Raw genomic sequence first — 26,491 nt, forward strand, 5'->3', positions numbered from 1 at the left:
CAGTTTTTCTGGGGGCCCGCGGCGAAGCCGCTCGCGGCACAGCCCCAGACCCCCAAAGAAACTTCGGGCCCAACAAGGAGAGCAGGGAACCCAGATGGCGGAGCTCACGATCCGGCCGGAGGAGATCCGGGACGCGCTGGAGAACTTTGTCCAGGCGTACAAGCCGGACGCGGCCTCGCGCGAGGAGGTCGGTACGGTCAGCGTGGCCGGCGACGGCATCGCGAAGGTCGAGGGCCTGCCCTCGGCCATGGCCAACGAGCTGCTGAAGTTCGAGGACGGCACCCTCGGCCTCGCCCTCAACCTCGAGGAGCGCGAGATCGGTGCGGTCGTCCTCGGTGAGTTCAGCGGCATCGAAGAGGGCCAGCCGGTCAGCCGTACCGGCGAGGTCCTGTCGGTCGCGGTCGGCGAGGGCTACCTCGGCCGTGTTGTCGACCCGCTCGGCAACCCGATCGACGGCCTCGGCGAGATCGAGACGTCCAGCCGCCGCGCCCTGGAGCTGCAGGCTCCGGGCGTCATGGTCCGTAAGTCGGTGCACGAGCCGATGGAGACCGGCTACAAGGCCGTCGACGCGATGACCCCGATCGGCCGTGGCCAGCGTCAGCTGATCATCGGCGACCGCCAGACCGGCAAGACCGCCCTGGCCGTCGACACGATCATCAACCAGCGTGACAACTGGCGCTCGGGCGACGTGAACAAGCAGGTGCGCTGCATCTACGTCGCCGTCGGCCAGAAGGGCTCCACCATCGCCTCCGTGCGTGGTGCGCTCGAAGAGGCCGGCGCGCTGGAGTACACGACCATCGTCGCCGCCCCGGCGTCCGACCCGGCCGGCTTCAAGTACCTTGCGCCGTACACCGGTTCGGCCATCGGCCAGCACTGGATGTACGAGGGCAAGCACGTCCTCATCATCTTCGACGACCTCTCGAAGCAGGCCGACGCCTACCGCGCCGTGTCTCTGCTGCTGCGCCGCCCGCCGGGGCGCGAGGCCTACCCGGGTGACGTCTTCTACCTGCACTCGCGTCTGCTGGAGCGTTGCGCCAAGCTCTCCGACGAGATGGGCAAGGGCTCGATGACGGGTCTGCCGATCGTCGAGACCAAGGCGAACGACGTGTCGGCGTTCATCCCGACCAACGTCATCTCCATCACCGACGGCCAGTGCTTCCTGGAGTCGGACCTGTTCAACGCCGGTCAGCGCCCCGCGCTGAACGTCGGTATCTCCGTCTCCCGAGTCGGTGGTTCCGCGCAGCACAAGGCGATGCGGCAGGTTTCCGGACGCCTTCGTGTGGACCTCGCCCAGTACCGTGAGCTGGAGGCGTTCGCCGCCTTCGGTTCCGACCTGGACGCCGCGTCCAAGGCCTCGCTCGAGCGCGGTCAGCGGATGGTCGAGCTGCTGAAGCAGGACCAGTACCAGCCGATGGCCACCGAGGACCAGGTCGTCTCCGTCTGGGCCGGCACCACCGGCCGCATGGACGACGTACCGGTCGCCGACGTGCGCCGTTTCGAGAGCGAGCTGCTGGACTACCTGCACCGCAAGGAGCAGGGCCTGATGACCTCCATCAAGGAGGGCGCCAAGATGTCGGACGACACCCTGGCCGCCGTCTCGGACGCCATCGCGGACTTCAAGAAGCAGTTCGAGACCTCGGACGGCAAGCTGATCGGCGAGGACGCTCCGGCTGCCGGCGCTGCTGACGGCTCGAAGTGACGACGGAAGGGACCTGACTCATGGGAGCCCAGCTCCGGGTCTACAAGCGTCGCATCCGGTCCGTCACCGCGACGAAGAAGATCACCAAGGCGATGGAGATGATCGCCGCCTCGCGTGTCGTCAAGGCGCAGCGCAAGGTGGCGGCCTCGGCTCCGTACGCGACCGAGCTGACCCGCGCGGTCACCGCGGTGGCCACCGGTGCGAACAACAAGCACGCCCTGACCACCGAGGTGGAGAACCCGACCCGGGCCGCAGTCCTGCTCATCACGAGCGACCGCGGTCTGGCCGGCGGGTACTCGTCGAACGCCATCAAGGCGGCCGAGCACCTCACCACGCAGCTGACGAACGAGCGTAAGCACGTCGATACGTACGTTGTCGGTCGCAAGGGTCTGGCGTACTACAACTTCCGGGACCGTGGGGTGTCGGAGTCGTGGACCGGCTTCACCGACAACCCGACCTACGCGGACGCCAAGCGGGTCGCGGCGCCGCTGATCGAGTCGATCACGCGGGACACGGCCGATGGCGGCGTGGACGAGCTCCACATCGTCTTCACCGAGTTCGTCTCGATGATGACGCAGACGCCGGTCGAGCAGCGGATGCTGCCGCTCACCCTCGCTTCGAGCACTGCCGAGGAATCGGCGGAGGTCTTCAAGCAAGGTGCTGAGGTCCGACCGCTGTTTGAATTCGAGCCGTCGGCCGAGGACGTCCTCGACGCCCTGCTGCCGCGGTATGTCGAGAGCCGGATCTACAACGCGTTGCTGCAGGCGGCCGCTTCCGAGCACGCCGCACGCCGCCGCGCGATGAAGTCGGCCACCGACAACGCCGGAGACCTGATCCACAACCTCTCCAGGCTTGCCAACGCGGCCCGACAGGCCGAAATCACCCAGGAAATCAGCGAGATCGTCGGCGGCGCGAGTGCCCTGGCCGACGCGACCGCGGGGAGTGACAAGTAATGACCACCACAGCTGAGACGGCCCCTGCCGCTGGCGTGGCCACTGGCCGCGTCGCGCGGGTCATCGGCCCGGTCGTCGACGTGGAGTTCCCCGTCGACGCGATGCCGGAGATCTACAACGCGCTGCACGTCGAGGTCGCTGACCCGGCCGAGGACGGCAAGAAGAAGACGCTGACCCTCGAGGTCGCCCAGCACCTGGGCGACGGCGTGGTCCGCACCATCTCGATGCAGCCCACCGACGGTTTGGTCCGCCAGGCCCCGGTGAGCGACACCGGCAAGGGCATCACGGTGCCCGTCGGTGACTTCACCAAGGGCAAGGTGTTCAACACCCTTGGTGAGGTGCTGAACCTGCCGGAGGAGAACGGTAAGGAGGCCGAGCGCTGGGCGATCCACCGCAAGGCCCCCGCCTTCGACCAGCTCGAGTCCAAGACCGAGATGTTCGAGACCGGCCTGAAGGTCGTCGACCTTCTCACCCCGTACGTCAAGGGTGGAAAGATCGGTCTGTTCGGTGGCGCCGGTGTCGGCAAGACCGTCCTCATCCAGGAAATGATCATGCGTGTGGCGAAGCTGCACGAGGGCGTTTCCGTGTTCGCCGGTGTCGGTGAGCGCACGCGTGAGGGCAACGACCTCATCGACGAGATGGAAGAGTCGGGCGTTCTGGACAAGACCGCGCTGGTCTTCGGCCAGATGGACGAGCCGCCGGGCACGCGTCTGCGCGTCGCCCTGGCCGGTCTGACCATGGCGGAGTACTTCCGCGATGTGCAGAAGCAGGACGTGCTGTTCTTCATCGACAACATCTTCCGCTTCACCCAGGCCGGTTCCGAGGTCTCCACGCTGCTCGGCCGTATGCCCTCCGCGGTGGGTTACCAGCCGACCCTGGCGGACGAGATGGGTGTGCTCCAGGAGCGCATCACCTCGACGCGTGGTCACTCGATCACCTCGATGCAGGCGATCTACGTCCCCGCGGACGACCTGACCGACCCGGCCCCGGCCACGACCTTCGCGCACCTCGACGCGACGACCGTGCTGTCGCGCCCGATCTCGGAGAAGGGCATCTACCCGGCGGTTGACCCGCTGGACTCGACGTCCCGCATCCTGGACCCGCGCTACATCACCAAGGAGCACTACGAGGCGGCCAGCCGCGTCAAGGGCATCCTGCAGAAGTACAAGGACCTCCAGGACATCATCGCGATCCTCGGTATCGACGAGCTGGGCGAAGAGGACAAGCTGGTCGTCCACCGCGCCCGCCGTGTCGAGCGGTTCCTGTCGCAGAACACCCACGCCGCCAAGCAGTTCACCGGCCTGGACGGTTCGGACGTGCCGCTGGACGAGTCGATCGCCGCGTTCAACGCGATCATCGACGGTGATTACGACCACTTCCCCGAGCAGGCGTTCTTCATGTGCGGTGGCCTCGAGGACCTGAAGGCCAAGGCCAAGGAGCTCGGCGTCTCCTGACGCCGGGGCCCGCTTAAAAGCACCGTGCTTGTCGCGGGGGGCGGGGTCCGTCCCGCCCCCCGCGAAACGCCCACTAGAATTTGACCCAACACCCGGCTCAACCGCCGGGTGGTGACCCGAGGAGCCCCCTTGGCTGCTGAGCTGCATGTCGAGCTGGTCGCCGCGGACCGTAACGTCTGGTCTGGCGAGGCGACCCTGGTCGTCGCGCGCACCACGTCCGGCGACATCGGCGTCATGGCCGGTCACCAGCCGCTGCTCGGTGTGCTGGAGTCTGGCTCGGTGACGATTCGTACCAGCAGCGGCGAGAACGTCGTCGCGGCTGTGCACGGCGGTTTCATCTCGTTCGCGGAGAACAAGCTCTCGTTGCTGGCGGAGATCGCCGAGCTGGCCGACGAGATCGACGTCGATCGTGCGGAGCGCTCTCTCGAGCGTGCCAAGGCGGAGGCTGACGCCGCCGCCGAGCGGCGCGCCGAGGTCCGCATCCGTGCGGTGACGGCGGCGCGCTGAACGAGCGCGACCACAGACAGATGACTCAGCCGCGGCCGGGACTGGACCTTCCAGACCGGGCCGCGGCTGAGGCAGTACGGATAGCAGCACGGATAGCGGTACCGCTACGAGAGAAGTGTCCCCGGCAGGGCGGTCGGCTCGCTCGACTAGGCTCAAGCAGGGGAAACCCCGTCTGGATGATGCGAGGAGGTCAGCGTTGATGTTCCTCGCTCTGCTTGTGGGCGCGCTGGTGGTCGTACTGGTGCTGCTGGGGCTCTTCGTCTTCGGCCTGCGCCGACGGCTGATCCAGCGCTCCGGTGGCACGTTCGACTGCAGTCTGCGCTGGAACATCCCGGACGAGACCGACACCTCGGGCAAGGGCTGGAGCTACGGCGTCGCCCGCTACAACGGCGACCGCGTCGAGTGGTTCCGGGTCTTCTCGTACGCCCCACGGCCCCGCCACCTCCTTGAGCGCTCGTCGATCGAGGTCGTCGACCGCCGCGCCCCGGAGGGCGAGGAGGAGCTCGCGCTGCTCTCGGACGCGGTCGTACTCGGCTGCCGCCACCGGGGCACCCGCCTGGAGCTGGCGATGAGCGAGGACGCGCTCACCGGCTTCCTCGCCTGGCTGGAGGCGGCCCCGCCCGGTCAGCGCGTCAACGTCGCGTAGGACCCTCACCCACCGGACGTCAGAGCCCGTACTCGCAGTCCGTCAGAGCCCGCGTGCTCTCCGCCCGGTCGCTGTCAGACGTCCAGTTCCCGCGCCAGTACCGCGGCCTGTACGCGGCTGCGGAGGCCGAGCTTGGCCAGCAGACGGCTGACATGGGTCTTCACCGTGGCCTCCGCCATGTCCAGCCGCTTCGCGATCTCCGCGTTCGACAGGCCCCCGCCCAGGCTGCCCAGCACCTCACGCTCACGCCGGGTCAGCGCGTCCAGGACGGCGGGGTCAGGCGCCGAGGCGGAGGGCGCGGACTTCGCGGCGAACTCGGCGATCAGCCGCCGGGTCACCGCCGGGGAGATCAGTCCGTCGCCACGGGCGACCGTGCGCACCGCGTCCAGCAGGTCCTGGGCCTCGGTGTTCTTCAGCAGGAAGCCGCTGGCGCCCGCGCGCAGCGCCCCGAAGACGTACTCGTCCAGGTCGAACGTGGTCAGCACCAGCACATCGGCCAGCCGCTCGTCGACGACCTGCCGGGTCGCCGAGACCCCGTCCAGGCGCGGCATCTGGACGTCCATCAGCACCAGGTCAGGCCGCAGCTCCCGGGCCCGCTGCACGGCCTGCTCGCCGTCCGCCGCCTCGCCGACGACCTCGATGTCCGGCGCGCTGCGCAGAATCAGGACAAGACCCGCGCGTACGGCGGACTGGTCCTCGGCGACCAGCACCCGGATCGGCCGCTGGGGTGCCTGTGCCTCGGGGGTCATGCCTGCTCCTCCTCGTTCGTCGGCAGGGCCGCCGCGACCCGCCACACCTTCGTCCCCTTGGGCCCATCGGCGGACGGACCCGCCGTGAGCTCACCGCCCAGCAGCGCCACCCGCTCGCGCATGCCCACCAGACCCGCCCCGGAACCCGGGGCGCGGGGCCCGGGGCGGTCCCCGAAGGGGCTGGTCACCCGGACCGTCAGGGAGCCATCGTGCTGCGCCAGGGCCACCGACACCGCACCGGGTGCCGCGTGCTTGAGCGCGTTGGTCAGGGACTCCTGGACGATGCGGTACGCGGCCAGCTCGACCGGTGCCGGAAGGCGGCGCGAGGTGCTGCGGCGGGCGTCGTCGAGGGTGAAGGTCAGACCGCTGGACGAGCCGCCCGCGCGGGCCTGCTCCACCAGGGCGGCGAGACCGTCCAGGGTGGGGGCGGCGGTGGCTTCGCGCTCGGCGCCGGACGCGCGGAGCAGGCCGATCAGGCGGCGCATCTCGGCCAGTCCTTCGACGCTGTTCTCGCGGATCACCCCGAGCGCGTCCCGGGACGTCTGCGGACGGTCGATGGAGAGGGCGGCGGTGGAGTGGATCGCGATCGCCGAGAGATGGTTCGCGACCATGTCGTGGAGTTCGCGGGCCATCCGGGCGCGCTCGGCGGTGACGGCCTGGGTCCGGTCCATCTCGGCGAGCAGCGCGGTCTGCTCGGCGCGCAGCCGGGCGGCCTCGGCGGCGTCCCGGTGGTTGCGTACGACCACTCCGGTGGTGGCGGGGCCGACCGTCACAAAACCGGTGACCACGCCGACGAGCAGGGCCTCCGGTTCGCGGATGAGGGCCAGGGTGCCGACCGTCACCGCGACGGTGCCGAGCGCGGCGATCCAGGGGAGGCGGCGGGCGGCCGCCGGGGTGCCGTACAGCACGGCCGCGTAGAAGAGATCCGCGTACAGCACGACCGTCACCAGGCTGCTGGAGGTGAGCTGGTCCGCGACCAGCGCGAACGTGCCGACCAGCAGCGCGATGGCCGGTGCGGCCCTGCGGAGCAGCACCATCGCGGCCATCACCGCGAGCGGCAGCGGCGTCCAGGACTCGCCGAGCACCCGCGTGCCGCCCGTCGACAGGCCGAGCGCCCACATCAGCAGGCCGCCGAGCAGGCCGACGACGGCGATGAGCACGTCGTCGCGGTGTGGGCGGGGGAGCGGTGTCACGTCCCCTATCCAACACGGCGAGCGGCGCCCTGGCGTCCGTACCTCGGGTGAGGTTCAGGCCTCAGCGGCTACATCGAAGGATGCAGTCGCACTTCGTCACTGGCGACGACGATCCGGCCTCCGAGCGGCGGGACGCTTGAGCCTGTCGGAGTGGTCCCGAGAGGAGAGAGGAGAGACGCCGTGATCGTCACGTTGATCATCATCTGCGAAGTCGGATTCTGGGTGCTGCTGGCGGGCGGCCTCTCGCTGCGCTATCTGGCCAGGATGCCGCGCGCGGGCCTGGCCGTGCTGCTCTGCGAGCCGCTGCTGGAACTCGTGCTGTTCGTCGTGACGGCGATCGACCTGAAGAACGGCGCGGAACCGGACTGGAAGCACGGTCTGGCCGCCGTCTACATCGGCTTCTCGGTGGGCCTCGGGCACCGCACCATCAAGTGGGCGGACGCGCGGTTCGCGCACCGGTTCGCGGGCGGCCCGCCGCCGGTCAGGCCGCCGAAGTACGGGAGGGCGCGGGCCGTCCACGAGTGGAAGGTCGCCGCGCACTGGACACTCGCGGCGGGTGTCGCCCTGGCACTGCTCCAGGGGGCGGTCTGGTACGTGGGCGGGGACGGCTCGATCAGCTCGCTGCGGTCGTGGCAGACGACGATGCTCCTCGTGATCGGCATCAATCTGGTGATCGCCGCCAGCTACACGCTCTTCCCGAAGCAGGCCCCCGCGGGGACCGCCGAAGAGCGGCCCCTGAGCAAGCTCTAGCCGCGTCGCCTGGTCAGCGCTCGCCGCCCGGTACCCACAGCACGTCGCCGACCTCCTTGTTCGCCGTCCTCGCGAGGATGAACAGGAGGTCGGAGAGCCGGTTGAGGTACGTCGCCGTCAGCGCGTTCATCACGTCGCCGTGCGCCTCGAGCGCCGCCCAGGTGGACCGCTCGGCCCGGCGGACCACGGTGCACGCCTGGTGCAGCAGCGCCGCGCCCGGAGTGCCGCCAGGCAGGATGAAGGAGCGGAGCTTGTCCAGCCGCTCGTTGAAGTGGTCGCAGTCCGCTTCCAGCTTGTCGATGTAGGCCTGCTCGACGCGCAGCGGTGGGAACTCGGGGTTCTCGACGACGGGCGTCGACAGATCGGCCCCCACGTCGAACAGGTCGTTCTGGACCCGGACCAGGACCTTGATGACCTCCTCCGGAAGCTGCCCGAGGGCGACGGCCGTGCCGATGGCGGCATTGGCCTCGTTGGCGTCGGCGTACGCCGAGATCCGCAGATCGGTCTTGGCCGTACGGCTCATGTCTCCGAGGGCGGTGGTGCCCTTGTCCCCGGTACGGGTGTAGATGCGCGACAGAATGACCATGTAGCCGAGGTTACTGCGTGGAAGCCGACGAGGTTTACCGGGCGAAAAGCCCTTCAACTACGCCGTGCGGACGGGCTGCTGAGCCCTCAGGGTGTGATCTCCGTCAGATAGGGCGTGACGCGCATCTCGTCATGCCCCGAACGGGCCTCACGGGCACTAGTCTCCGCCGTGAGCACACGTAAACAGCGTGTTAGTACGTGAGGGGATCGCACAGTGGCCAGGAAGCTCGCCGTCATCGGAGCCGGACTCATGGGGGCCGGGATCGCTCAGGTCTCCGCCCAGGCGGGCTGGGACGTGGTGCTGCGCGATGTCACCGACGCCGCCCTCACGCGCGGTACCGACGGCATCAAGGCCTCGTACGACAAGTTCGTCACCAAGGGCAAGCTGAGCGCCGAGGACGCCGAGGCGGCGCTGGACCGGATCACCACCACCACCGATCTGGGCGCGGCCGCCGACGCCGATGTCGTGGTCGAGGCCGTCTTCGAGAAGCTGGAGGTCAAGCACGAGATCTTCCGCACCCTCGACGAACTGGTGAAGGACGAGACGATCCTCGCCTCCAACACCTCCGCCATCCCGATCACCAAGATCGCGGCCGTGACGCAGCGTCCGGAGCGGGTCGTCGGCGCCCACTTCTTCTCGCCGGTGCCGATGATGCAGCTCTGTGAGCTGGTGCGCGGCTACAAGACCAGCGACGAAACCCTCGCCAAGGCCCGGGAGTTCGCCGAGTCGGTCGGCAAGACCTGCATCGTCGTCAACCGCGACGTGGCGGGCTTTGTCACCACGCGGCTGATCTCGGCCCTGGTCGTCGAGGCCGCCAAGCTGCACGAGTCGGGTGTGGCGTCGGCCGAGGACATCGACATCGCCTGCAAGCTGGGCTTCGGCCACGCCATGGGGCCGCTGGCGACCGCCGACCTGACCGGCGTCGACATCCTGCTGCACGCGACGGAGAACATCTACACCGAGTCCCAGGACGAGAAGTTCGCTCCGCCGGAGGCGATGCGCCGCATGGTCGACGCGGGCGACATCGGGCGTAAGAGCGGCCAGGGGTACTACCAGTACTGACGTCACTGAGCACCGAAAGCCCACAAGAGGTCCCTCTCGCGGGTGAATTGGGTATCGGTTCGCTTACGGACGACAACTTCTGTACCCGTAGGCCAGTCAGTTCAGTGAGATGACATGAGACCACAGTGACAACGGTGGCATGACTACGCGGCACTCTCGGGAGCGCATATGCACATCAGGGGCGACCACGCCGAGCTGACCGTCGGGGGCCGCCTCGACGTCCGAAGCGCGGCGGACGCCCGGACGGTCTTGCAGGCGGCCCTGGACGAAGGGGTCGGCGACCTCGTCGTCGACCTCTCGGGTCTCGACGCGCTGGACGCCACCGGGCTCGGCGTGATCATGGGGGCGCACCGCCAGGCCGGCCGCTGCGGCCGCCGCCTGGTGCTGCGCAACGTACCGCCGCAGACACAGCGGCTGCTGGTGGCGACCCGGCTGCATCGCATCCTGGCGATCGAAGGCGGAATCGGCGCACACCCGCTGTAAGAGTCCGAAGCGGGAGCAGCCTGGTCCAGGCGCGCAATCCTCATAAGACTGTGACGTCGTGGACGGCGCGGGACCCCGGGTGTTCCGCGATACTGGGGCTCGGTCTATGGTTCGGTCGCTCACCCTTGCCCGGATACGGGCGGCGGGGAGTGCCGGACCAGATGCGACGGAGGGGGTTCCGTCGGGCCGCGAGGCCCGAGGGGAGTGTGCGAAAGGCCGGGGAGCCGACGCATACGACGCTTTTGGGGGGCTTTATCCATGGATTCGACACATAAGGGACCGGAAGAGCACGGTCACGACAGCGGCGACTTCGGTGAGCGCGGGGGCACCCCGGGCGGCGCGGGTCCACCGCGCCCGCCGCGTGACGCGCTCACTCCCGACCGCGGCGGGCCGGTGCCCGCCCGCGTGGTCCAACTGGTTTCGGGCGACTTCCTGCTGACGGTCAACCCCGTCGACGGCAGCGAGATCGAGCCATGTCCGCCGGGTGAGCAGCCGCCCACGCCCCGGAAGTACAGCCCCACCGAGCGAGCCGAGCTGAACCGGTCCGCTCAGCGGCCCCTGGCGCCCAGCGGCGAGGCCGGGTCCGGGACCGTGCCGCCGCTCCTGGAGCGCCAGGAGGAGCGTGAGCGGCTCGTACGCCTGCTCGCGCGCGGGCGCTCGGTGCGGCTCACCGGACCCGCCGGATCGGGCCGCAGCAGCCTGCTCGACACCGTCGCGGACGACTGCGCGGACCTCGCGCCAGACGGCGTCATTCGCCTGAGCGGCCACCGCCGCACTGCCGCCGACCTGCTCTTCGACCTCTACACCGCCGCCTTCACGGCCGAGCGTCACCGCCCCGACCGCGGCGAACTCCTTGAGCTGGTCAGCGGCGTCGGAGCGGTCGTCGTCGTGGACGACCTCGAATTCGGCGGACCGGCCCTGGACGAACTCCTCGACGCCACGCCCGAGTGCGCCTTCCTGCTCGCCGCGACGCCCGAGGTCGCCGCACCCTCGCCCGACTCGCACCTCGAAGAGGTCTTCCTCGGCGGGCTCAGCCGCAGTGGCGGCCTGGAGCTCCTTGAGCGGTGCGTGGACCGGACGCTCACCGAGGACGAGGCAGCCTGGGCCGGTGACCTGTGGTTCGAGTCCGAGGGGCTGCCGCTGCGCTTCGTCCAGGCCGGGGCCCTGCTCAGACAGCGCGACCAACTGCGCGCCGACCCTGGCGCCTTCGACGCGTACGGCTACTTCGACGGCCCGGGTGCCGCTCCCCACGACGCGCCTTTCGACGCCGAGGACGGTCACGACGTACCCCTGCCGAGCATCGCCGAAGGCGCCGCGCCCGCCGTACTGCTCGCCTCGCGGCTGAGCGAGTCGGCCCGCGCCACGCTGCGCTTCGCCGTCGCGCTCGGCGGTGAGGTACCGCACCAGGCGCATCTGCCCGCCCTGGTCGGTGACACCCACGCGGACGCCGCACTCGGCGAACTGGCCGGCGTCGCCCTGGTCACCCCCGTCGGCGCGCGCCACCGGCTCGCGGCCGGGGTGCTGACCCAGCTGCTGGCGGGCGGGTACGGCGATGACAGCGCCGAGCGGGCGCACACCGCCGCTCAGCACTACGCCTGGTGGGCCGGGCACCCGTCGGTGACCCCGGAGCGGGCCGTCGCCGAGGCGGACGCGCTGCTGGCCGCGCTGACCGCACAGGTGCCAGGCGGTGACTCCGGGCAGTTGAGCACCGCGGTGCTGCTGGCCCGGACAGCGGCACCGGCGTTCGCGGCCGGGCTGGGCTGGAGCGCCTGGGAGCGGGCGCTGCGCACCGGTCTGGAGGCGGCACGGCTGGCCGGAGAGGTCGCCGAAGAGGCGTACTTCCACCACGACCTCGGCATACTCGCGCTCCTCGGCGGCCAGTTGGACCGGGCCCGCGCCGAGCTGGAGGCATCCATCGGGATGCGCGGGGTGCTCGCGGACAAGCGCGGCACGGTCGCCGGCCGGCGGGCCCTGGCGCTGGTCGCCGACCGCTCGGGCGGCGCCGTGCACGGCGGGCGCACGCCAGCGGGCGAGGAGGTGCCGGCCGCGCGGTACGAGGAGTCGGCGTCGCCGCCGCGTGGTGTACCCGCGGCCCTGCCGTTCCCCACGCCGCAGTACACACCGGACGAGACGTTGGTCACCCGGCAGCAGGGCCCGGTATCCGGAGGTGCTGGTCTGTCAACGGCCGGGACCCGCCGCACCCTCTTCAGCAGCGCCCGGCGCAATCTGGCCGCCGCGGGGGCGGGCGCCCTGCTCGCCGCCGTACTGGGCACGGTGGTGACCCTCGGCGCGACCTCCGGCGAGGAGCCGCCTCCCAACAGCGTCAAGCCGGACCAGTCGGCCAGCGAGGACGGCGGCGACGGCGGTCTCCCCGCCGACCGGGCGGACAAGGACACCGGCGGAGCCCCGGCCACCAGCCGTCCCGGTAACGGCGGCGGCCCCGACGTGGCCCGCGGCACGGCGCGCCCGGACGGCACCGGCGAGCCGGGCGACCCGTCCGGCACCGCCGACCCGTCGGCCACACCCGACCCGTCCGCCTCCGGTACGCAGCCCAGCTCCCCGGACCCCACCACGTCGGACGACCCGGACCCCACATCCCCGGACCCGACCACACCCAAGCCGACCGCCCCCGACCCGGACCCCGACCCGGACCCGACCACGCCGGACCCGGACCCCACGACGCCGGACCCGGAGCCGACGACCACGCCCGAGCCGGAGCCCACCACCGAGGAGCCGCCGGAGACCTCGACGGCGAGCGCCCCGACATCCAGCACACCGGTGAAGAGCAGCGCCCCGGCCAGCAGCAGCGCACCCGCGAGCAGCAGCGCTCCAGCGAGCAGCAGCGCCCCAGCGAGCAGCGGCAGCGCCGCCAGCTCACCGAGCGGGTCGGACCCCGTCATCTGAACACGACGGTGCCGCTGAACACGACGGTGCCGCGCCACCCGGAACACCTCCCGGGTGGCGCGGCACCGTGCTGTGTACGCGTGCGAGGAGCCTGGGTCGCTAGTGCCCCAACAGGCAACATTCGCCCCGTCGCGACGCCCGGCACGCACTCTCGGCGCACCGGGCACAAGCCCAAGTACATCCAGTACGAGGGCTCGCACCCGGCACGCCGAGAGCACGCACCGGACGCCGCTCCTTAACGGGCGAACGTTGCCTGCCGGGGCACTAGAAGAGCCTGAGCTTGTCGTCCTCGATGCCGCGCAGCGCGTCATAGTCGAGGACCGCGCATCCCATGCCCCGGTCGGTCGCCAGGACACGCGCCTGCGGCTTGATCTCCTGAGCCGCGAAGACACCGCGCACGGGCGCCAGATGCGGGTCGCGGTTGAGGAGTTCGAGATAGCGCGTGAGCTGCTCCACGCCGTCGATCTCGCCCCGCCGCTTGATCTCCACGGCCACGGTCATGCCGTCCGCGTCCCGGCACAGGATGTCGACCGGGCCGATCGCGGTCGGATACTCACGGCGGATCAGGGTGTAGCCCTCGCCGAGGGTCTCGATCCGGTCGGCCAGCAGCTCTTGGAGGTGTGCTTCCACGCCGTCTTTGATAAGGCCGGGGTCCACGCCCAGTTCGTGCGAGGAGTCGTGCAGCACCTCCTCCATGGTGATGATGAGCTTCTCGCCCGCCTTGTTCACGACAGTCCAGACACCGGCGTCGTCGCCGGTGCCCTCCTTGAGCGTGCAGGGCGGTGACATCCAGTTGAGGGGCTTGTAGGCCCGGTCGTCCGCGTGGATGGAGACGCTGCCGTCCGCCTTGACCAGGATCAGACGGGGCGCGAGGGGCAGATGGGCGGTGAGCCTGCCCGCGTAGTCCACGGAGCAGCGGGCGATGACAAGACGCATGGTCGGCAACGCTACTCGACCTCCGGGGTCCCACGCGATTCGCCCGTCACGTCCGTCGCCTCGGGCCCATTGGGCCGCCCCTTATATCCAGTTGACCCCTGTTCGTTTTTGGCCAGTTGTGCGCGCATTCTCCTGGTGCGGGGAGGACACGATGCTTACCGTATAAGCGGGAGGTCGCGGCGCGTGCACGCTGCGTAGGCGAGCTCCTGGCCTGTCCGTCAGCCCCCGGACGCCCGGGGGCGCGAGAGGAGAACTCATGTCGCTCGACGTCTCACCGGCACTGTTGGAACAGGCCGAGCGAGGCGAGGTCGACGAAGCCGCCTTCGTCGACTGCGTCCGGACCTCCCTGCCTTTTGCGTGGGAGATGGTCAGCTCCCTGGTGGCACAGCTGAAGGTCGACGGTGGTGAGTTCGCCGACAACCAGACGCCGCCGCCCAACGAGCAGGCGCGTGGTCAGCTTCTGCGTGCGCTGGCGAGTGACGCGATACGTGGTGCCCTGGAGCGGCACTTCGGAGTGCGCCTCGCATTTCAGAACTGTCATCGTGTCGCGGTCTTTCCGCTGGACTCCGCGGTTGACGACCGGCTGGCCCGTTTCACCTCGATCAGGGGCCAGTTGCTGAACCAGTCACCGGAACTCAGGGACTGCTGAGCCCAGTCGCTGTCGCCCCGTACGCGGGAGGTGTAGTTGTCCGGGGCGGCAGCCCGGTCCGGTGGCATGTGCCCCGTGGCCTGTGCCCGGTGGCCTGTGCCCCGTGGCCGATGTGCGCGCGGGTGCGTGCGACGGCGATCAGCTCAGCCTGGGGAGTACCTCGGCACCCAGCCGCCGTACGTTCTCCTCCGTAGCCGCCAGGTCGCCGGAGCCCTCCACCAGCAGCGCGAAGCGCGTGATGCCCGTACGCTCCGAGGTCGCCGCCAGCCGGTCCGCGCACAGCCGTGGTGTGCCCACCGGGTGGATCTCGCACAGCAGTTCGGTGTACGCCACCGGATCGCGCATCGCGCGCACGCGCCCGTCCACGGTGACATGGGCGTCAAGACCCGCTTTCAGCCAACCTGGCATGGCCTTCAGCAGCGCTTCCCTGGCCTGTGGAGTGCGGTCGGCGACCTGCGCCACTCCGGCCGAGACATGAGCGGCCTCCGCCACCAGGTCCGGGCTGTGCCCCGCCGCCCGTGCGTGGCTCCGCCAGGCGGCGACCATGTCGGCCTTCTCCTCGTCCCCGACGTGCATCCCGAGCAGCATCGGGAGCCCCCGCTCCGCCGCCAGCCGCACGCTCGCGGGTGACGTGCAGGCCACGATCACCTCCGGCCCCTCCTGCCCGCTGAGCGCCTCGTCCGGGCGGGGTACGACGGCGACCTCGCGGAAGGCGAAGTGCTCCCCGGTGGCCGAGACGCGGGGTTCGCTCAGCCAGCGACGCAGCAGATCGAGCGACTCGGGGAACCCGGCCTCGTACGCCCGCAGGCCCGAGCCGAAGACCTCCAGGTCGACCCAGGGGCCGCCACGCCCCACGCCGAGCGAGAACCGCCCGCCGCTGGTGAGATGCAGCAGGGCCGCCTGCTCGCCGAGTGCCACCGGGTGCTGGGTCGGCAGCACCGAGACCGCCGTGCCGACCCGGATGCGCCGGGTGCGCCCGAGCAGCAGGGCGGCCAGCGTCACGGCGGATGGGCAGACGCCGTACGGCACGAAGTGGTGCTCGGCGAGCCAGACCGCGTCGAGTCCGGCCTCCTCGGTGACCTCCGCGGTGCGTACCGCGCGATGTAGTGCCTCCCCCTGGCCCTGGCCCGGGAACTGTGCGGCCAGTACGAAACTTCCTACGCGCATGGCGACTCCTGCCTCCTCGGCGCCGACGCGGCAACTCCCCCTATCGGCAACAACGCGTGACACGTGCCAAAGGCACGGTCCACCATGAAGGTTGGCTCATTTAATGATGAGAGCCAGTGTCGCGAACAGGGTGGGGATGTGCGGGGAATGTGCGGAGGAGCGCTTACCCCCGACGCGTGCCGCGTAGGCTGGACAGAACAGTTGAGTCCCTGTACGGCCGGTGAGGTGTGCCCGTGTCCCCGCGCAAGAACCGTGTGTCGTCCCGTCGCGGTGGTGCCGCTTCCTCATCCGGCAGGGGTACGGACGAGGACCGTGGCGAACGGTACGGCGGTTTTCAGCACACGGAGACCTGGCAGGGCGAGGAGTTCTCGGTCCGCCATGTGGCGGGCGCGAGCGCCGCGGGCAAGTCGTACCGCTGTCCCGGCTGTGACCAGGAGATCCCGTCCGTGATGCCGCATGTGGTGGCCTGGCCCGAGTTCGGCGGTGTGGACGACCGTCGGCACTGGCACAAGGCGTGCTGGAACGCACGGGACCGCCGCACCTCGGGGGTACGACGGTCCCGGAACGCTCCGCGCTACTGAGCGGGGCGGGCCTACACGTCGCGGGACTCCAGCACCGCGAGGGCCCCGCCCAGCGCGACCAGGGCCAGCACCAGCATGAACAGGACCGGCGTCCAGCCCTGCGGCCCGGAATCCGTGACGGTGTTGCCGTAGAGCACGCTCAGCTGGCTGGGGATCGAGTACTCGAGCAGCCCCCGCCGCAGCTCCTCCATGGACTCCGCGAACAGGAACATGGCCGCCACCAGCGGCAGCAGTACGACGCCGAGCATGATGGTGATCGCGCCCGCGGAGTGCCGTACGAGCGACCCGACGGCGAGCGAGATCAGACCCAGCAGAGCGATGTAGCAGCCGACACCGACCGTCCCGCGCAGCCACTCGGATCCGGTGGCGTCGACCGCGTCGACCATGGAGGTCTGTAGTACGGCCACCACAGTGGCGGTGACCGTGGTGATCGTGAACACCAGGGCGAAGAAGACCAGCGCCTTGGCGGCGAGCACCCGGCCCCGGTTGGGGCAGGCGGTGAGCGTGGTGCGCATCATGCCGGTGCCGTACTCGGACGAGACGGTCAGCACGCCCAGGGTGATGACACAGAGCGAGCCGAGCAGGACGCCGGTGAAGCCGAGCGTGAGGGCGGGCACGTCCACAAGCTCGCCGTCGTCGTAGCTGACCCCCCAGGCGATGAGCAGCCCGAGGCCCAGCATCAGGAAGATCATGATCCCGAGCGTCCACACGGTGGAGCGCACCGACCGGATCTTCGTCCACTCCGAGGCGATGGCGTCCCCGATGTGGGTGCTCCTGATCGGAATCGGCGAGGTGTACGTGGCCCCGGCCTGCCCCGGAAACGGCGGGGCGCCCGCGGCGGCCGGTCCGGCCTGCGCGGGGGCCTGTGCGGGGGCCTGCGGCTGTGGCGTGGACGGCATCGGCGGCGTGGTCATCAGGCGTCCTCGGTGGTGGGCTTGCTGCCGGGCTTGGTCAGGTCGGCGGGAGGTGTGGCGGGGGCCGCGGGCGCCGGGGTCGCTGGGGACGCGGGGGTGGCGGCGGGCTGCGGGGCGTACGGGTTGGGCTGGCCCGGGGCCTGCGGGGCCTGCGGCGCGGGCTGCGGCATCGCGAACGGCTGGCCGCCGCCCTGCTGCGGCGGCGGAGGCGCGTACCAGTCCGGCTGACCTTGGCCGGGGACCGGCGGCTGGCCCGCCAGGACGGGCGCGGCCAGCTGCTGCTGGAGCCCGGCCCGCTGGTCGGTCGTGGAGCGGAAGTCCACCGCGCCCTGGGTCATCCGCATGTACGCCTCCTCCAGTGAGGCCTGGTGCGGCGAGAGCTCCCAGAGGCGGACACCCGCGTCATGCGCGAGGTCGCTGATCCGGGAGAGCGGAAGACCGGTGACCCGGAGCGCCCCGTCCTGCTCGGGCAGCACCTGGCCGCCCGCCTCGGTCAGCGTGGCGGTCAGCTTCTCGCGCTGCTTGGGCTCGGTCCCCGGCGTACGCACCCGGGCGAAGTCCGCGGAGTTCGCCGAGATGAAGTCCTTGACGCTCATGTCGGCCATCAGCTGCCCGCGCCCGATCACGATCAGATGGTCCGCGGTCAGCGCCATCTCGCTCATCAGGTGCGAGGAGACGAAGACCGTACGGCCCTCGGAGGCCAGCCGCTTCATCAGGTTGCGCACCCAGAGGATGCCCTCCGGGTCCAGGCCGTTGACCGGCTCGTCGAAGAGCAGCACCTGCGGGTCGCCGAGCAGCGCGGCGGCGATCCCCAGCCGCTGGCCCATACCGAGCGAGAAGCCCTTGGAGCGCTTCTTCGCTACGTCCTGAAGACCCACCACGCCCAGCACCTCGTCGACCCGGCGGGCCGGGATACCGGACAGCTGGGCCAGACAGAGCAGGTGGTTGCGGGCGTGCCGCCCGCCGTGCACCGCCTTGGCGTCCAGCAGGGCGCCGACCTGGCGGGGCGCGTTGGGCAGGCTCCGGTAGGGGTGCCCGGCGATGGTCACCCGGCCCGCGTTCGGCTGGTCGAGCCCCAGGATCATGCGCATCGTCGTCGACTTGCCCGAACCGTTGGGTCCGAGGAAGCCGGTGACGGCGCCGGGCCGTACCTGGAAGGAAAGGTCGTACACGGCTGTTTTGGCGCCATAGCGCTTGGTCAGGCCGACTGCCTCGATCATGCTGCGCACCCATCGACAAGGTCATGGTGTCGGGGCACTCGTGTGCTCCCCCGTAAGGCTTAGGAGGATAGCGACACGCTGACGGTTTCCGGAATGCCGGGACTAGTTGAGTGAAGCCTCAACTATTTTGCCTGTCAGCTGTCAGCTGTCAGCTGTCAGCTGTCAGGCGTCTCGCTTCTTGAGCAGGGCGTACCCTCCGGCCACCGCCACCACCACCCAGAGCACCATGATGGCGAAGCCGCCCCAGGGTCCGTACGGGGTGTCGTCGTCGATCGGGCTGACCACCTGCATGATCTTGCTGCCCGCCTGGTCCGGCAGATACTGGCCGACCTTCCTGGTGGCGGGGACATTGCCCAGGATGTTGGAGATCAGGAAGAAGAACGGCATCAGAATGCCGAGCGCCAGCATCGGGCTGCGCAACATCGCCGCGACTCCCATCGAGAACACCGCGATCAGCGTCATATAGAGCCCGCCGCCGATCACCGCGCGCAGCACCCCGGTGTCGCCGAGCGCGGCCCGGTGATCGCCCAGCATGGCCTGCCCGAGAAAGAAAGCGGCGAAGCTGGTGGCGAGGGAGACCACCAGAGCGAGTGCGGTCGCCACCGCGATCTTGCTGAAGAGAAACTTTCCGCGCTGGGGAACCGCGGCCAATGACGTACGGATCATTCCGGTGCTGTACTCGTTGGACACCACCAGCACACCGAAGACGATCATTGCCAACTGCCCGAGACTCATCCCGGCGAAACTGATAAACGTCGGGTCAAAGGCCCGGCGTTCATTCGCGCTCAGGTTGTCGAAGTCGTTCTTCACCAGAAGGCTGATCAACATCCCGAGGGCGATCGTGACGACCACGGCGAGCCCGAGCGTCCACACGGTCGACGCGACCGACCTGATCTTGGTCCACTCCGACCTCAGTACGCGCGTCGAGGACATCCGGTCAGCTCTCCTTCGGCGGTGACTGCGGTGACTGCGGTGACTGCGGCGGCTCTGTGGACGGCGGCGGCTGCGGGGGCGGCGGGGACTCCGGGGGCCGCGGGTTCTGCGGAGAGCCCCAGCCGGTCGCGTCCCAGCCGTTGGTGTCCGGCGGACCCGCCTGGGAATGCGCGTGATACTCCACCGACTCGGCGGTGAGCTGCATGAAGGCGTCCTCAAGCGAGGCCTGCTGCGGGCTCAGCTCGTGCAGGACGAGCCCCCACCGAGCGGCGAGCTCCCCCAGCCGCGCCGCGGGGACCCCGTCCACCTCGAGGGTGCCGTTCCCGGCCTCCACCACGGTGATCCCGGCGTCGTGCAGCACATCGCGCAGTCGTTCCTGCTGGGGTGAGCGCAGCCGGACGTAGCTGCGGGAGTTGTCCCGGATGAAGTCCGCCATCGCGGTGTCCGCGAGCAACCGGCCCTGTCCGATGACCACCAGATGGTCCGCGGTCAGCGCCATCTCGCTCATCAGGTGGGAGGAGACGAAGACCGTGCGGCCCTGGGCGGCGAGGCCTTTCATCAGATGGCGAATCCAGTGGATGCCTTCCGGGTCGAGGCCGTTGACCGGCTCGTCGAACATCAGGATCTTCGGGTCGCCGAGCAGGGCGCCCGCGATGCCCAGGCGCTGGCCCATGCCGAGGGAGAAGCCCTTGGCCTTCTTCTTCGCGACCGAGGTGAGACCGACGGTGTCCAGCACCTCGTGGACGCGGTGGGTCGGGATGCCGTTGGACTGCGCCAGGCACAGCAGGTGGTTGAAGGCGCTGCGGCCGCCGTGCATGGCCTTGGCGTCCAGGAGGGCGCCGATGTACTTGAGCGGGTGCCGGATCTGGTCGTAGTGCCTGCCGTCGATGCGGACGTCACCCGAGGTGGGGCGGTCCAGGCCGAGCATCATCCGCATCGTCGTGGACTTGCCCGCGCCGTTCGGGCCCAGAAAGCCGGTGACGACGCCCGGTCGGACGGTGAAGGTCAGCTGGTTCACCGCGACCTTCTCGCCGTATCGCTTGGTCAGGCCCGCGAGCTCGATCATGCCGACCACGCTAAGACGGGGTCAGGCCCGCTGCCACTTGGCGTGGCGGCGGGCCTGACCCCGTTGAGAGCCCGTGTCCGGGCTCGCGTACCAACTACCGGGACTGCTGGGCCGGGACACCGCGGGTGGCCGGCTCGTCCTCGCCCGGCGTTCCGGCGGCGGCCACGGCCGCGCCGGTCAGCGTCGCCAGCATCTCGCGGACGTTGGTCAGCTGGGCGTTGATCGAGTCGCGGCGGTTGGTGAGCGCCGCCAGCTCGCGCTCGGATTCGCTGCGGATACGGTCCGCCTTGGCGTTCGCGTCGGCCACGATGTCCTCGGCCTGGCGCTGCGCGGTCTCCACGGTCTGGCGGGCCCTGCGCTCGGCGTCCGTACGCAGCTTCTCGGCCTCCAGGCGCAGCTGCTCGGCGCGGTGCTCGATCTCCGCGAGCCGCTTCTCGGCCTTGGCCTGACGCGAGGCCAGGTCGCGCTCGGACTGCTCGCGGCGCTTGGCCAGGTTCGTCTCGAAGTCCGCGGCGGCCTGGGCGGCCTTGGCGCGGGTCTCCTCGAACAGCGCGTCGGCTTCCTCGCGCTTGGACTGGGCGTCCTTCTGCGCCTCGGTCCGCAGGACGGTCGCCTCGCCCTTGGCCTTCTCAACGATCCGTACGCCTTCGTCCTCGGCCTTGGACTTGCGCTCGGCGGCGAACGCCTCGGCGTCGTTCCGCACCTGCTGGGCGGCGGACTCGGCGAGCTCGCGGTGCTGCTCGGACGCGCGGCGGGCCTCCTCGCGCAGGTCCTTGGCCTCCTCCTCGGCGAGCCGGAGGATCTTCTCTACGCGCGCGCCGAGACCGGCGTACGACGGCTCCGCGTCGGCGACCTGGGCCTGAGCGTTCTGCGTCTCGAGGTGGAGTTCCTCGATGCGCTTCTCCAGAGCGGTGATACGTGCCAGAGCGCTGTCGCGGTCGGAGACGAGCTTGGAAATGCGGTCGTCCACCTGAGCGCGGTCGTAACCACGCCGCACCTGCTCGAAGCCGTAAGGGGAGGCGGAAGTGTCGCTCATTGGGTTCCTGTCGAATGAGACCGGTGAGGTGATAGGGGGAATCCTAGGGGCCGAGGCGGCGTGTCATCGAGCAGTTGCCCGTTTGATCTGGAGAATGAACCTCCTTTTGGGTGGCTAACCGTCGGAACGCTTGCCAGGGCCGCGGCGGAATGTCCCTGTAGAGCACAGGACATGACGTTCGCGCTAGCCCTCTGACTGCTTGCCACCCGAACGAGGGGCTCCCACCGTAGCCCCCGCCTTGACGCCACCGCCTGCGGCGGACCCGCCGCCCGACGGGGCACCGCCGGTCGGGGCCTCGAAAGACTCCAACGCCTCGAGGACGTCCTGGACACGGGAGATCTCGGCGTTGATGTCCTCACGGCGGCGGACCAGCACCTCCAGCTCACGTTTGCCCTCCTCGACCAGCCGCTCGGCCTCGGCCTCGGCCTCGCTCTTGACCCGCTCGGCTTCGCGCAGCGTCTTGGCCGTCTTCTGGTCGGCCTCCTTGAGGAGCTGCTCGGCCTTCTTCACGGCGGCGATCCGGACCTTCCCGGCCTCGGAGTTGGCGTCCGAGATCAGCTCCTTGGCCTTGCGTTCCGCCTCGGCCCGCTGTTCCTCGGCGGCCTTGACCAGCGCGTCGCACCGCTCGCCCGCCGACTTCATCGTCTCGGCGGACTCCCGCCGGGCCCGCTCGTGCAGCTCCTCGATCTCGGTGGTCATCCGGTTGCGGAGCTCCTCGGCGCGCTCCCTTATGGCGGTGGCGTCCCGGCGCGCGCCGACCAGCAGCTCGTCCGCGTCCGTACGGGCCTTCTCCACCAGCGAGTTGCCCTCGACGGTCGACTCGGCGACCAGCCGCTCGGCCTCCTTGCGGGCGGCGCCGACCATGGTGTCGGCCTGCTCCTCGGCGTCCGCGGTGGCCTTGCGGGCCTTCTCCTGCGCGTCCGCCGCCAGCTTGTCCGCCTCGGCCGCGGCTTCCGACACCAGCAGGTCGACCTGCTCGGCGGCCTCGCTGCGCCGCTTGTTGGCTTCCTTCCGGGCCTCGTCCAGGGTGCGCTCGGCCTCGGCCCGCGCCTCGCTCCTGAGCCGCTCGGCCTCGGCTTCCGCGTCCTCCTTGACCCGCTCCGCCTCGGCGCGGGTGTGCTCGGCGTGCCGCTGCGCGCTGCCGACGTTGTCGGCGGCCTCGGCGCGCAGCCGCTCGGCCTCGGAGGTCGCGTCGGCGACCAGCCGCTCGGCCTCGGCGGTGGACTCGGTACGGAGCCGTTCCGCTTCAGTGGTCGCTTCGTCGCGTACGCGCTCGGCTTCGGCGATCGACTCCGTGCGCAGCCGCTCGGCTTCGGCGATGGTCTCCGTGCGCAGCCGCTCGGCTTCGGCGGTCGTCTCCTCGTGCAGCCGCTCGGCCTCGCTGGTCGCCTCGCTGATCAGCGCGTCGGCCTGGGCGGCCGCGTCGCCACGGATGCGGTTGGCGTCCTCGCGGGCCTCGGCGCGGGTGCGCGACGCGTCCCGCTCGGCGGACGCCACCGTGTCCGACGCCTCGGTACGCAGCCGCTGGGCGTGCTCGGACGCCTCCGACCTGACCCGCTCGGCCTCGGTGATCGCCTCCGTCGTGGTGCGCTCGGCCAGCGCCTTGGCGGCGTCGGTCTCCTCCTGCGCCTCGGTCCTGAGCCGGGTGGCGTCGGCGGCCGCCCGCTCCCGCTCGGCGTGGGCGTCCGCCCGTACCCGGTCGGCCTCCTCCTGGGCCTCGGTCCTGACGCGCTCCGCGGCGTGCTCGGCGGCCGACCGCAGCCCGGCGATCTCCTCCTCCGCCTGCTCCTGAAGCCCGGCGACCGAGTCGCGCACCTGCTGGGCGGTCAGCTCGGCGGCGGCGACCAGGTCGGTGGCCCGCTGGTCCGCCTCCTCGACCAGCCGGTGCGCCTCGGCCTGCGCCTCGTCCACCCGCTTGCGGGCCGCCGCGAGCAGCTCCTCGCTCTGCTCACCGGCCCGCTCCCGCTCACGGTCGGCGTCGGCGCGCGCGGCGGTCAGCAGCTCCTCGGCCTCGCGGCGGCGGCGGCCGGCCTCCTCCTGAGCCGCGGACAGCTCCTCGGCGGCCTGCGCGGAGACCCGCTCGGCGGCGGCGGTCGCCTCGGCCCGTACCCGATCGGCGCTCTCCTGCGCCTCGGTCTTCAGCCGCTCCGCCTCACCGGCCGCCTCACTGCGCAGCCGGGCCGCGGCCGCCTCGCCGTCGGCGCGGTTCTCGGCGGCCTCGGCGGCGGCCTCGGTACGCAGCCGCTCGGCCTCCGCCTCGGCCTGCGCCTGGAGCGTACGCACCCGCTCGGCGGCCTCGGCGCGCAGCCGCTCGGTCTCCTCGGCGGCCTCCCGGCGCAGCCGCTCGGCCTCGGCGCTGGCCTCGCTGACCGTCTGCTCGGCAGCGGTCAGCCGCTCCTCGGCCTCCGTGCGCAGCCGCTCCATCTCGGCGGCGGCCTCGGTCTGCCGCTGGGTGATGCTCTGCTCGGCCTCGTCCGCCAGCCGCTGGGCCGCCCGCTCGGCCTCGGCCTTGATCGCCTCGGCCTGGTCGGCGGCCTCCGCGCGGTGCCGCTCGGCCTCCGCGCGGGTGCGCTCCAGGGTCTCCTCGGCCTGCCTGCGCAGCGTGGTGGCGCGCTCGATGGCCTCGGTGCGCGCCCGCTCGGCCTCGGTGGTCGCGGCCGTACGCAGCTCGTCGCCGTCGGCCCTGGCCTTGGTCAGCAGTTCCTCGGCGGAGCTGGCCGCCTCCTCGATCTGCTGGACGGCCTCGCGCCGCGCCTCGCCACGGATGCGCTCGCCCTCGGCGACCGCGTCCGCGCGCAGCTGCTCGGCCTCGCCGCGCAGCCGCCGCGCCTCCTCCTGGAGCTCGACGGTCTTGGCGCGGTACTCCTTGGTGTCGTCCTTCGCCGCGCCCTTGAGCTCGGTGGCGATGTCGTGGGCCTCGTCCCGCAGCCGGTCGGCCTCGGCCTCGGCCTCACGGCGGATGCGCTCGGCCTCCTCGGTCGCGGCGGCGGTGGTCGCCTTGGCGTCGGCGGAGGCCTTGGTGAGCACCTCCTCAGCGGTACGGGCCGCGGTGGCCAGCTGGGACGCGGCCTCCTCGGCGGTTTCCGTACGGGCCTTCTCGCGCGCCTCGGCGATCAGCTTCTCGGCCTCGGCGCGGGCGTCGGCCAGTGCCTGCTGGGCTTCGGCCTTGGCGGTCTCGGCCTCCTTGGTGGCCTCGTCGACCAGCCGGGCGACCTGCTCCCTGGCGGTGCGGGTGCGTTGTTCGTTGGCGGCGTCGGCCGCGGCCAGCCGCTTGGCCGCCGCGTCCTTCGCCTCGGTGACGACCTTCTCGGCCTCGCCGCGCGCCGTGCGAAGCGCCGTCTCCGCCTCCTGCATCCGCTGCTCGGCATTGCGGCTGAGCTCGGTGGCCTGGCGGCGGGACGACTCGGCCTCGGTCGCGGTGCTGGAGCGGAGCTGCTCGGCGTGGTCGGTGGCCTCCTGGGCCTGCGTCGACGCGGCGTTCAGCAGCCGTTCGGCGTCGGCGCGGGCGCGGCGCAGGATCGCCTCCGCCTCGGCGCGCGCGGCCTCGGCCTCGCCGCTGAGGCGCTGGCTGGCCTCCGCGGTGAGCCGGGCGGCCTCGGCGCGGGCGGCGGCCAGCGCCTGGTCGGCCTCGGCGCGGGACTCGTCGAGCAGCCGGCGGGCCTGCTGCTCGGTGCGGTTCCTGAGCTGCTCGGCCCAGGCGACGTTCTCGTTGACATGCGACTCGACGGTCTGCCGCCGCTCGGCGAGCTCCTGGTCGAGCTGCTGCCGCCGGGACACCGCCTCGCCGTGCAACTCGGCCTGTAGCCGGGCCTGCTGCTCGGCGTGTTCCTGGAGGATGCGCTGGGTCTGCGCGCGGGCGTCGCGGAGTTCCCGCTCGGCGTCGGCGCGCAGCTGGTCGGCCTGGGCCTGGGCGTTCCGCAGCAGCTGCTCGGCCTGGTAGCCGAGGTCAGCGCTGTCGTAGGCAGGGCGATTCGCGAGGTTGCGCCGCGCCTCGTGGAGCTTGGCGCGCAACACCTCGACCTGATAGCCGAGGTCCTCGGCGTGCTGGACGGCCTTCTCCCGCTCGGTCTTCAGCCGTTCCATCTCGGCTTCGAACCGTGAGAGGTGGTCGACGTCAGCCTCCTGGCGTTCGTAGCCCCGCACTGCGCGGTCCCATCCTTCCCCAAGCTCTCAGCTCGCTTCGAGAGGGGAGACCCCACTCCAAGCCCTCAGCTCGTTCGAGCAGGGGAGACCCCACTCCTGGTCGCAAGCCTCTCCAAGCGAGCTCCGCCCATCCGCTGAACGGGGCCCCCGGGGAATGGTGTCAGATCAACGGGGCAGTAGGGACCGCTGCCCCGATGCTTGCCCCCCGAAACCCGGACCCCGGACCGCGATCGCCCGGCACGCCGGGCGATCGCCCCTCACCCTACCGGCCCAGGTATGGGGACATCAGTGCTCGGCTGGCGGCTCCGGGGCAGAAGTGACGAGTTCGGTCAGTACGCCATGGCAGTCCTTGGGGTGCAGGAAGGTGATCCGGGAGTCCATGGAACCGCGCCGGGGCTCCTCGTACAGCACCCTGACGCCCTTGCCCCCGATGGCCGCGGCGTCCGCGTCCACGTCCGGGGTGCCGAAGGCGATGTGGTGGACACCCTCGCCGTTCTTGGCCAGCCACTTGGCGACGGTGGACTCGTCGTTGACGGGCTCCAGAAGCTGGAGATAGGTGGCACCGCCGTCCGAGGTCTCGTTGATCTTCAGCATGGCCTCACGTACGCCCTGCTCTTCGTTGACCTCGGTGTGGAACACCTCGAATCCGTAGGTGGAGCGGTAGAACTCAACTGTCTTGTCGAGATCGAAACAAGCGATTCCGATGTGGTCGATGCGCGTCAGCATCTCTCCAGTGCAGCGTCTCCAGGCGTGATTACGCAACGTGCGCGCGATCACACTGGCTGGCCGGTGACGCTGGCGGGTACCGGTCAGTACATTGCAAGTAAACCCTCGTTCACTCCCTCTCATCCAAGGGGCCG

23 protein-coding genes are annotated in these 26,491 nt (G+C 70.7%); 11 read left to right on the top strand and 12 right to left on the bottom strand.

Features of this window, described 5'->3' with window-relative positions; all coding sequences use genetic code 11:
- Positions 1–94: 94 nt before the first annotated feature.
- From atpA to GCN81_RS20900, 5 genes are all read left to right on the top strand, one after another.
- Positions 95–1,699, top strand: coding sequence for a F0F1 ATP synthase subunit alpha (gene atpA, locus GCN81_RS20880; protein WP_156726129.1), 1,605 nt, complete (start codon positions 95–97; stop codon positions 1,697–1,699).
- Between the two features lie 20 nt (positions 1,700–1,719).
- Positions 1,720–2,652: a F0F1 ATP synthase subunit gamma gene (locus GCN81_RS20885; protein ID WP_156726130.1), complete on the top strand. Its 933-nt coding sequence runs from the start codon at positions 1,720–1,722 to the stop codon at positions 2,650–2,652.
- Positions 2,652–4,106: a F0F1 ATP synthase subunit beta gene (atpD, locus tag GCN81_RS20890; protein WP_156726131.1), complete on the top strand. Its 1,455-nt coding sequence runs from the start codon at positions 2,652–2,654 to the stop codon at positions 4,104–4,106. Before GCN81_RS20885 ends, atpD begins: the two co-directional genes overlap by 1 nt.
- Before the next feature lie 129 nt (positions 4,107–4,235).
- Positions 4,236–4,613 carry a F0F1 ATP synthase subunit epsilon gene (locus GCN81_RS20895; protein ID WP_156726132.1) on the top strand — a complete coding sequence of 126 codons (378 nt, stop codon included), beginning with the start codon at positions 4,236–4,238 and terminating at the stop codon, positions 4,611–4,613.
- Positions 4,614–4,812: 199 nt separating this feature from the next.
- A complete protein-coding gene (locus tag GCN81_RS20900; RefSeq protein WP_156726133.1) occupies positions 4,813–5,259 on the top strand; it encodes a DUF2550 domain-containing protein in 447 nt (148 codons plus the stop codon).
- Positions 5,260–5,333: 74 nt separating this feature from the next.
- Here the strand turns inward: GCN81_RS20900 and GCN81_RS20905 are convergent, their stop codons facing one another.
- Complete coding sequence (locus GCN81_RS20905; protein ID WP_156726134.1) at positions 5,334–6,008, bottom strand: response regulator; 675 nt, start codon at positions 6,006–6,008, stop codon at positions 5,334–5,336.
- On the bottom strand, positions 6,005–7,201 hold the full coding sequence (locus GCN81_RS20910; protein WP_231626869.1) for a sensor histidine kinase: 1,197 nt from the start codon (positions 7,199–7,201) through the stop codon (positions 6,005–6,007). Before GCN81_RS20910 ends, GCN81_RS20905 begins: the two co-directional genes overlap by 4 nt.
- Before the next feature lie 180 nt (positions 7,202–7,381).
- Between GCN81_RS20910 and GCN81_RS20915 the strand changes: the two genes are divergently transcribed.
- A complete protein-coding gene (locus GCN81_RS20915) occupies positions 7,382–7,951 on the top strand; it encodes a hypothetical protein (protein WP_156726135.1) in 570 nt (189 codons plus the stop codon).
- Positions 7,952–7,964: 13 nt separating this feature from the next.
- On the opposite strand, the gene GCN81_RS20920 is transcribed toward GCN81_RS20915, so the two are convergent.
- Positions 7,965–8,537, bottom strand: a complete 573-nt coding sequence (locus GCN81_RS20920) for a cob(I)yrinic acid a,c-diamide adenosyltransferase (protein WP_156726136.1) — start codon at positions 8,535–8,537, stop codon at positions 7,965–7,967.
- Between the two features lie 213 nt (positions 8,538–8,750).
- Between GCN81_RS20920 and GCN81_RS20925 the strand changes: the two genes are divergently transcribed.
- From GCN81_RS20925 to GCN81_RS20935, 3 genes are all read left to right on the top strand, one after another.
- Positions 8,751–9,599 (top strand): 3-hydroxyacyl-CoA dehydrogenase family protein, encoded by an 849-nt coding sequence (locus GCN81_RS20925; RefSeq protein WP_156726137.1) that lies wholly within the window; start codon positions 8,751–8,753, stop codon positions 9,597–9,599.
- 168 nt (positions 9,600–9,767) lie between these two features.
- Positions 9,768–10,082 carry an STAS domain-containing protein gene (locus GCN81_RS20930; RefSeq protein WP_156726138.1) on the top strand — a complete coding sequence of 105 codons (315 nt, stop codon included), beginning with the start codon at positions 9,768–9,770 and terminating at the stop codon, positions 10,080–10,082.
- Positions 10,083–10,340: 258 nt separating this feature from the next.
- Positions 10,341–12,986 (top strand): P-loop NTPase family protein, encoded by a 2,646-nt coding sequence (locus GCN81_RS20935; RefSeq protein ID WP_156726139.1) that lies wholly within the window; start codon positions 10,341–10,343, stop codon positions 12,984–12,986.
- A gap of 264 nt (positions 12,987–13,250) precedes the next feature.
- On the opposite strand, the gene nucS is transcribed toward GCN81_RS20935, so the two are convergent.
- Positions 13,251–13,922, bottom strand: coding sequence for an endonuclease NucS (nucS, locus tag GCN81_RS20940; protein ID WP_156726140.1), 672 nt, complete (start codon positions 13,920–13,922; stop codon positions 13,251–13,253).
- Positions 13,923–14,178: 256 nt separating this feature from the next.
- Between nucS and GCN81_RS20945 the strand changes: the two genes are divergently transcribed.
- A complete protein-coding gene (locus GCN81_RS20945) occupies positions 14,179–14,571 on the top strand; it encodes an SCO5389 family protein (RefSeq protein WP_156726141.1) in 393 nt (130 codons plus the stop codon).
- Between the two features lie 138 nt (positions 14,572–14,709).
- Here GCN81_RS20945 and GCN81_RS20950 read toward each other — a convergent pair whose 3' ends face one another.
- Positions 14,710–15,738, bottom strand: a complete 1,029-nt coding sequence (locus GCN81_RS20950) for an LLM class flavin-dependent oxidoreductase (RefSeq protein ID WP_156726142.1) — start codon at positions 15,736–15,738, stop codon at positions 14,710–14,712.
- Between the two features lie 233 nt (positions 15,739–15,971).
- Here GCN81_RS20950 and GCN81_RS20955 point away from each other — a divergent pair, with 233 nt between their 5' ends.
- Positions 15,972–16,319: an ATP/GTP-binding protein gene (locus GCN81_RS20955; RefSeq protein WP_197287722.1), complete on the top strand. Its 348-nt coding sequence runs from the start codon at positions 15,972–15,974 to the stop codon at positions 16,317–16,319.
- Positions 16,320–16,330: 11 nt separating this feature from the next.
- Here GCN81_RS20955 and GCN81_RS20960 read toward each other — a convergent pair whose 3' ends face one another.
- The 7 genes from GCN81_RS20960 to mce all read right to left on the bottom strand — a co-directional run bounded on the left by GCN81_RS20960 (position 16,331) and on the right by mce (position 26,357).
- A complete protein-coding gene (locus GCN81_RS20960; protein ID WP_156726143.1) occupies positions 16,331–17,233 on the bottom strand; it encodes an ABC transporter permease subunit in 903 nt (300 codons plus the stop codon).
- Complete coding sequence (locus GCN81_RS20965; RefSeq protein WP_156726144.1) at positions 17,233–18,453, bottom strand: ATP-binding cassette domain-containing protein; 1,221 nt, start codon at positions 18,451–18,453, stop codon at positions 17,233–17,235. Before GCN81_RS20965 ends, GCN81_RS20960 begins: the two co-directional genes overlap by 1 nt.
- A gap of 162 nt (positions 18,454–18,615) precedes the next feature.
- Positions 18,616–19,386, bottom strand: a complete 771-nt coding sequence (locus GCN81_RS20970; RefSeq protein ID WP_156726145.1) for an ABC transporter permease subunit — start codon at positions 19,384–19,386, stop codon at positions 18,616–18,618.
- 4 nt (positions 19,387–19,390) lie between these two features.
- Positions 19,391–20,452 (bottom strand): ATP-binding cassette domain-containing protein, encoded by a 1,062-nt coding sequence (locus GCN81_RS20975; RefSeq protein WP_197287723.1) that lies wholly within the window; start codon positions 20,450–20,452, stop codon positions 19,391–19,393.
- 94 nt (positions 20,453–20,546) lie between these two features.
- Positions 20,547–21,488 (bottom strand): coiled-coil domain-containing protein, encoded by a 942-nt coding sequence (locus tag GCN81_RS20980; protein WP_156726147.1) that lies wholly within the window; start codon positions 21,486–21,488, stop codon positions 20,547–20,549.
- Positions 21,489–21,671: 183 nt separating this feature from the next.
- Complete coding sequence (gene scy, locus GCN81_RS20985; RefSeq protein ID WP_156726148.1) at positions 21,672–25,631, bottom strand: polarized growth protein Scy; 3,960 nt, start codon at positions 25,629–25,631, stop codon at positions 21,672–21,674.
- Between the two features lie 285 nt (positions 25,632–25,916).
- Complete coding sequence (mce, locus tag GCN81_RS20990; RefSeq protein WP_156726149.1) at positions 25,917–26,357, bottom strand: methylmalonyl-CoA epimerase; 441 nt, start codon at positions 26,355–26,357, stop codon at positions 25,917–25,919.
- Positions 26,358–26,491 lie beyond the last annotated feature (134 nt).

Origin of the sequence: Streptomyces apocyni, assembly GCF_009739465.1 — a bacterium.
Taxonomy (GTDB): Bacteria; Actinomycetota; Actinomycetes; order Streptomycetales; family Streptomycetaceae; genus Streptomyces; species Streptomyces apocyni.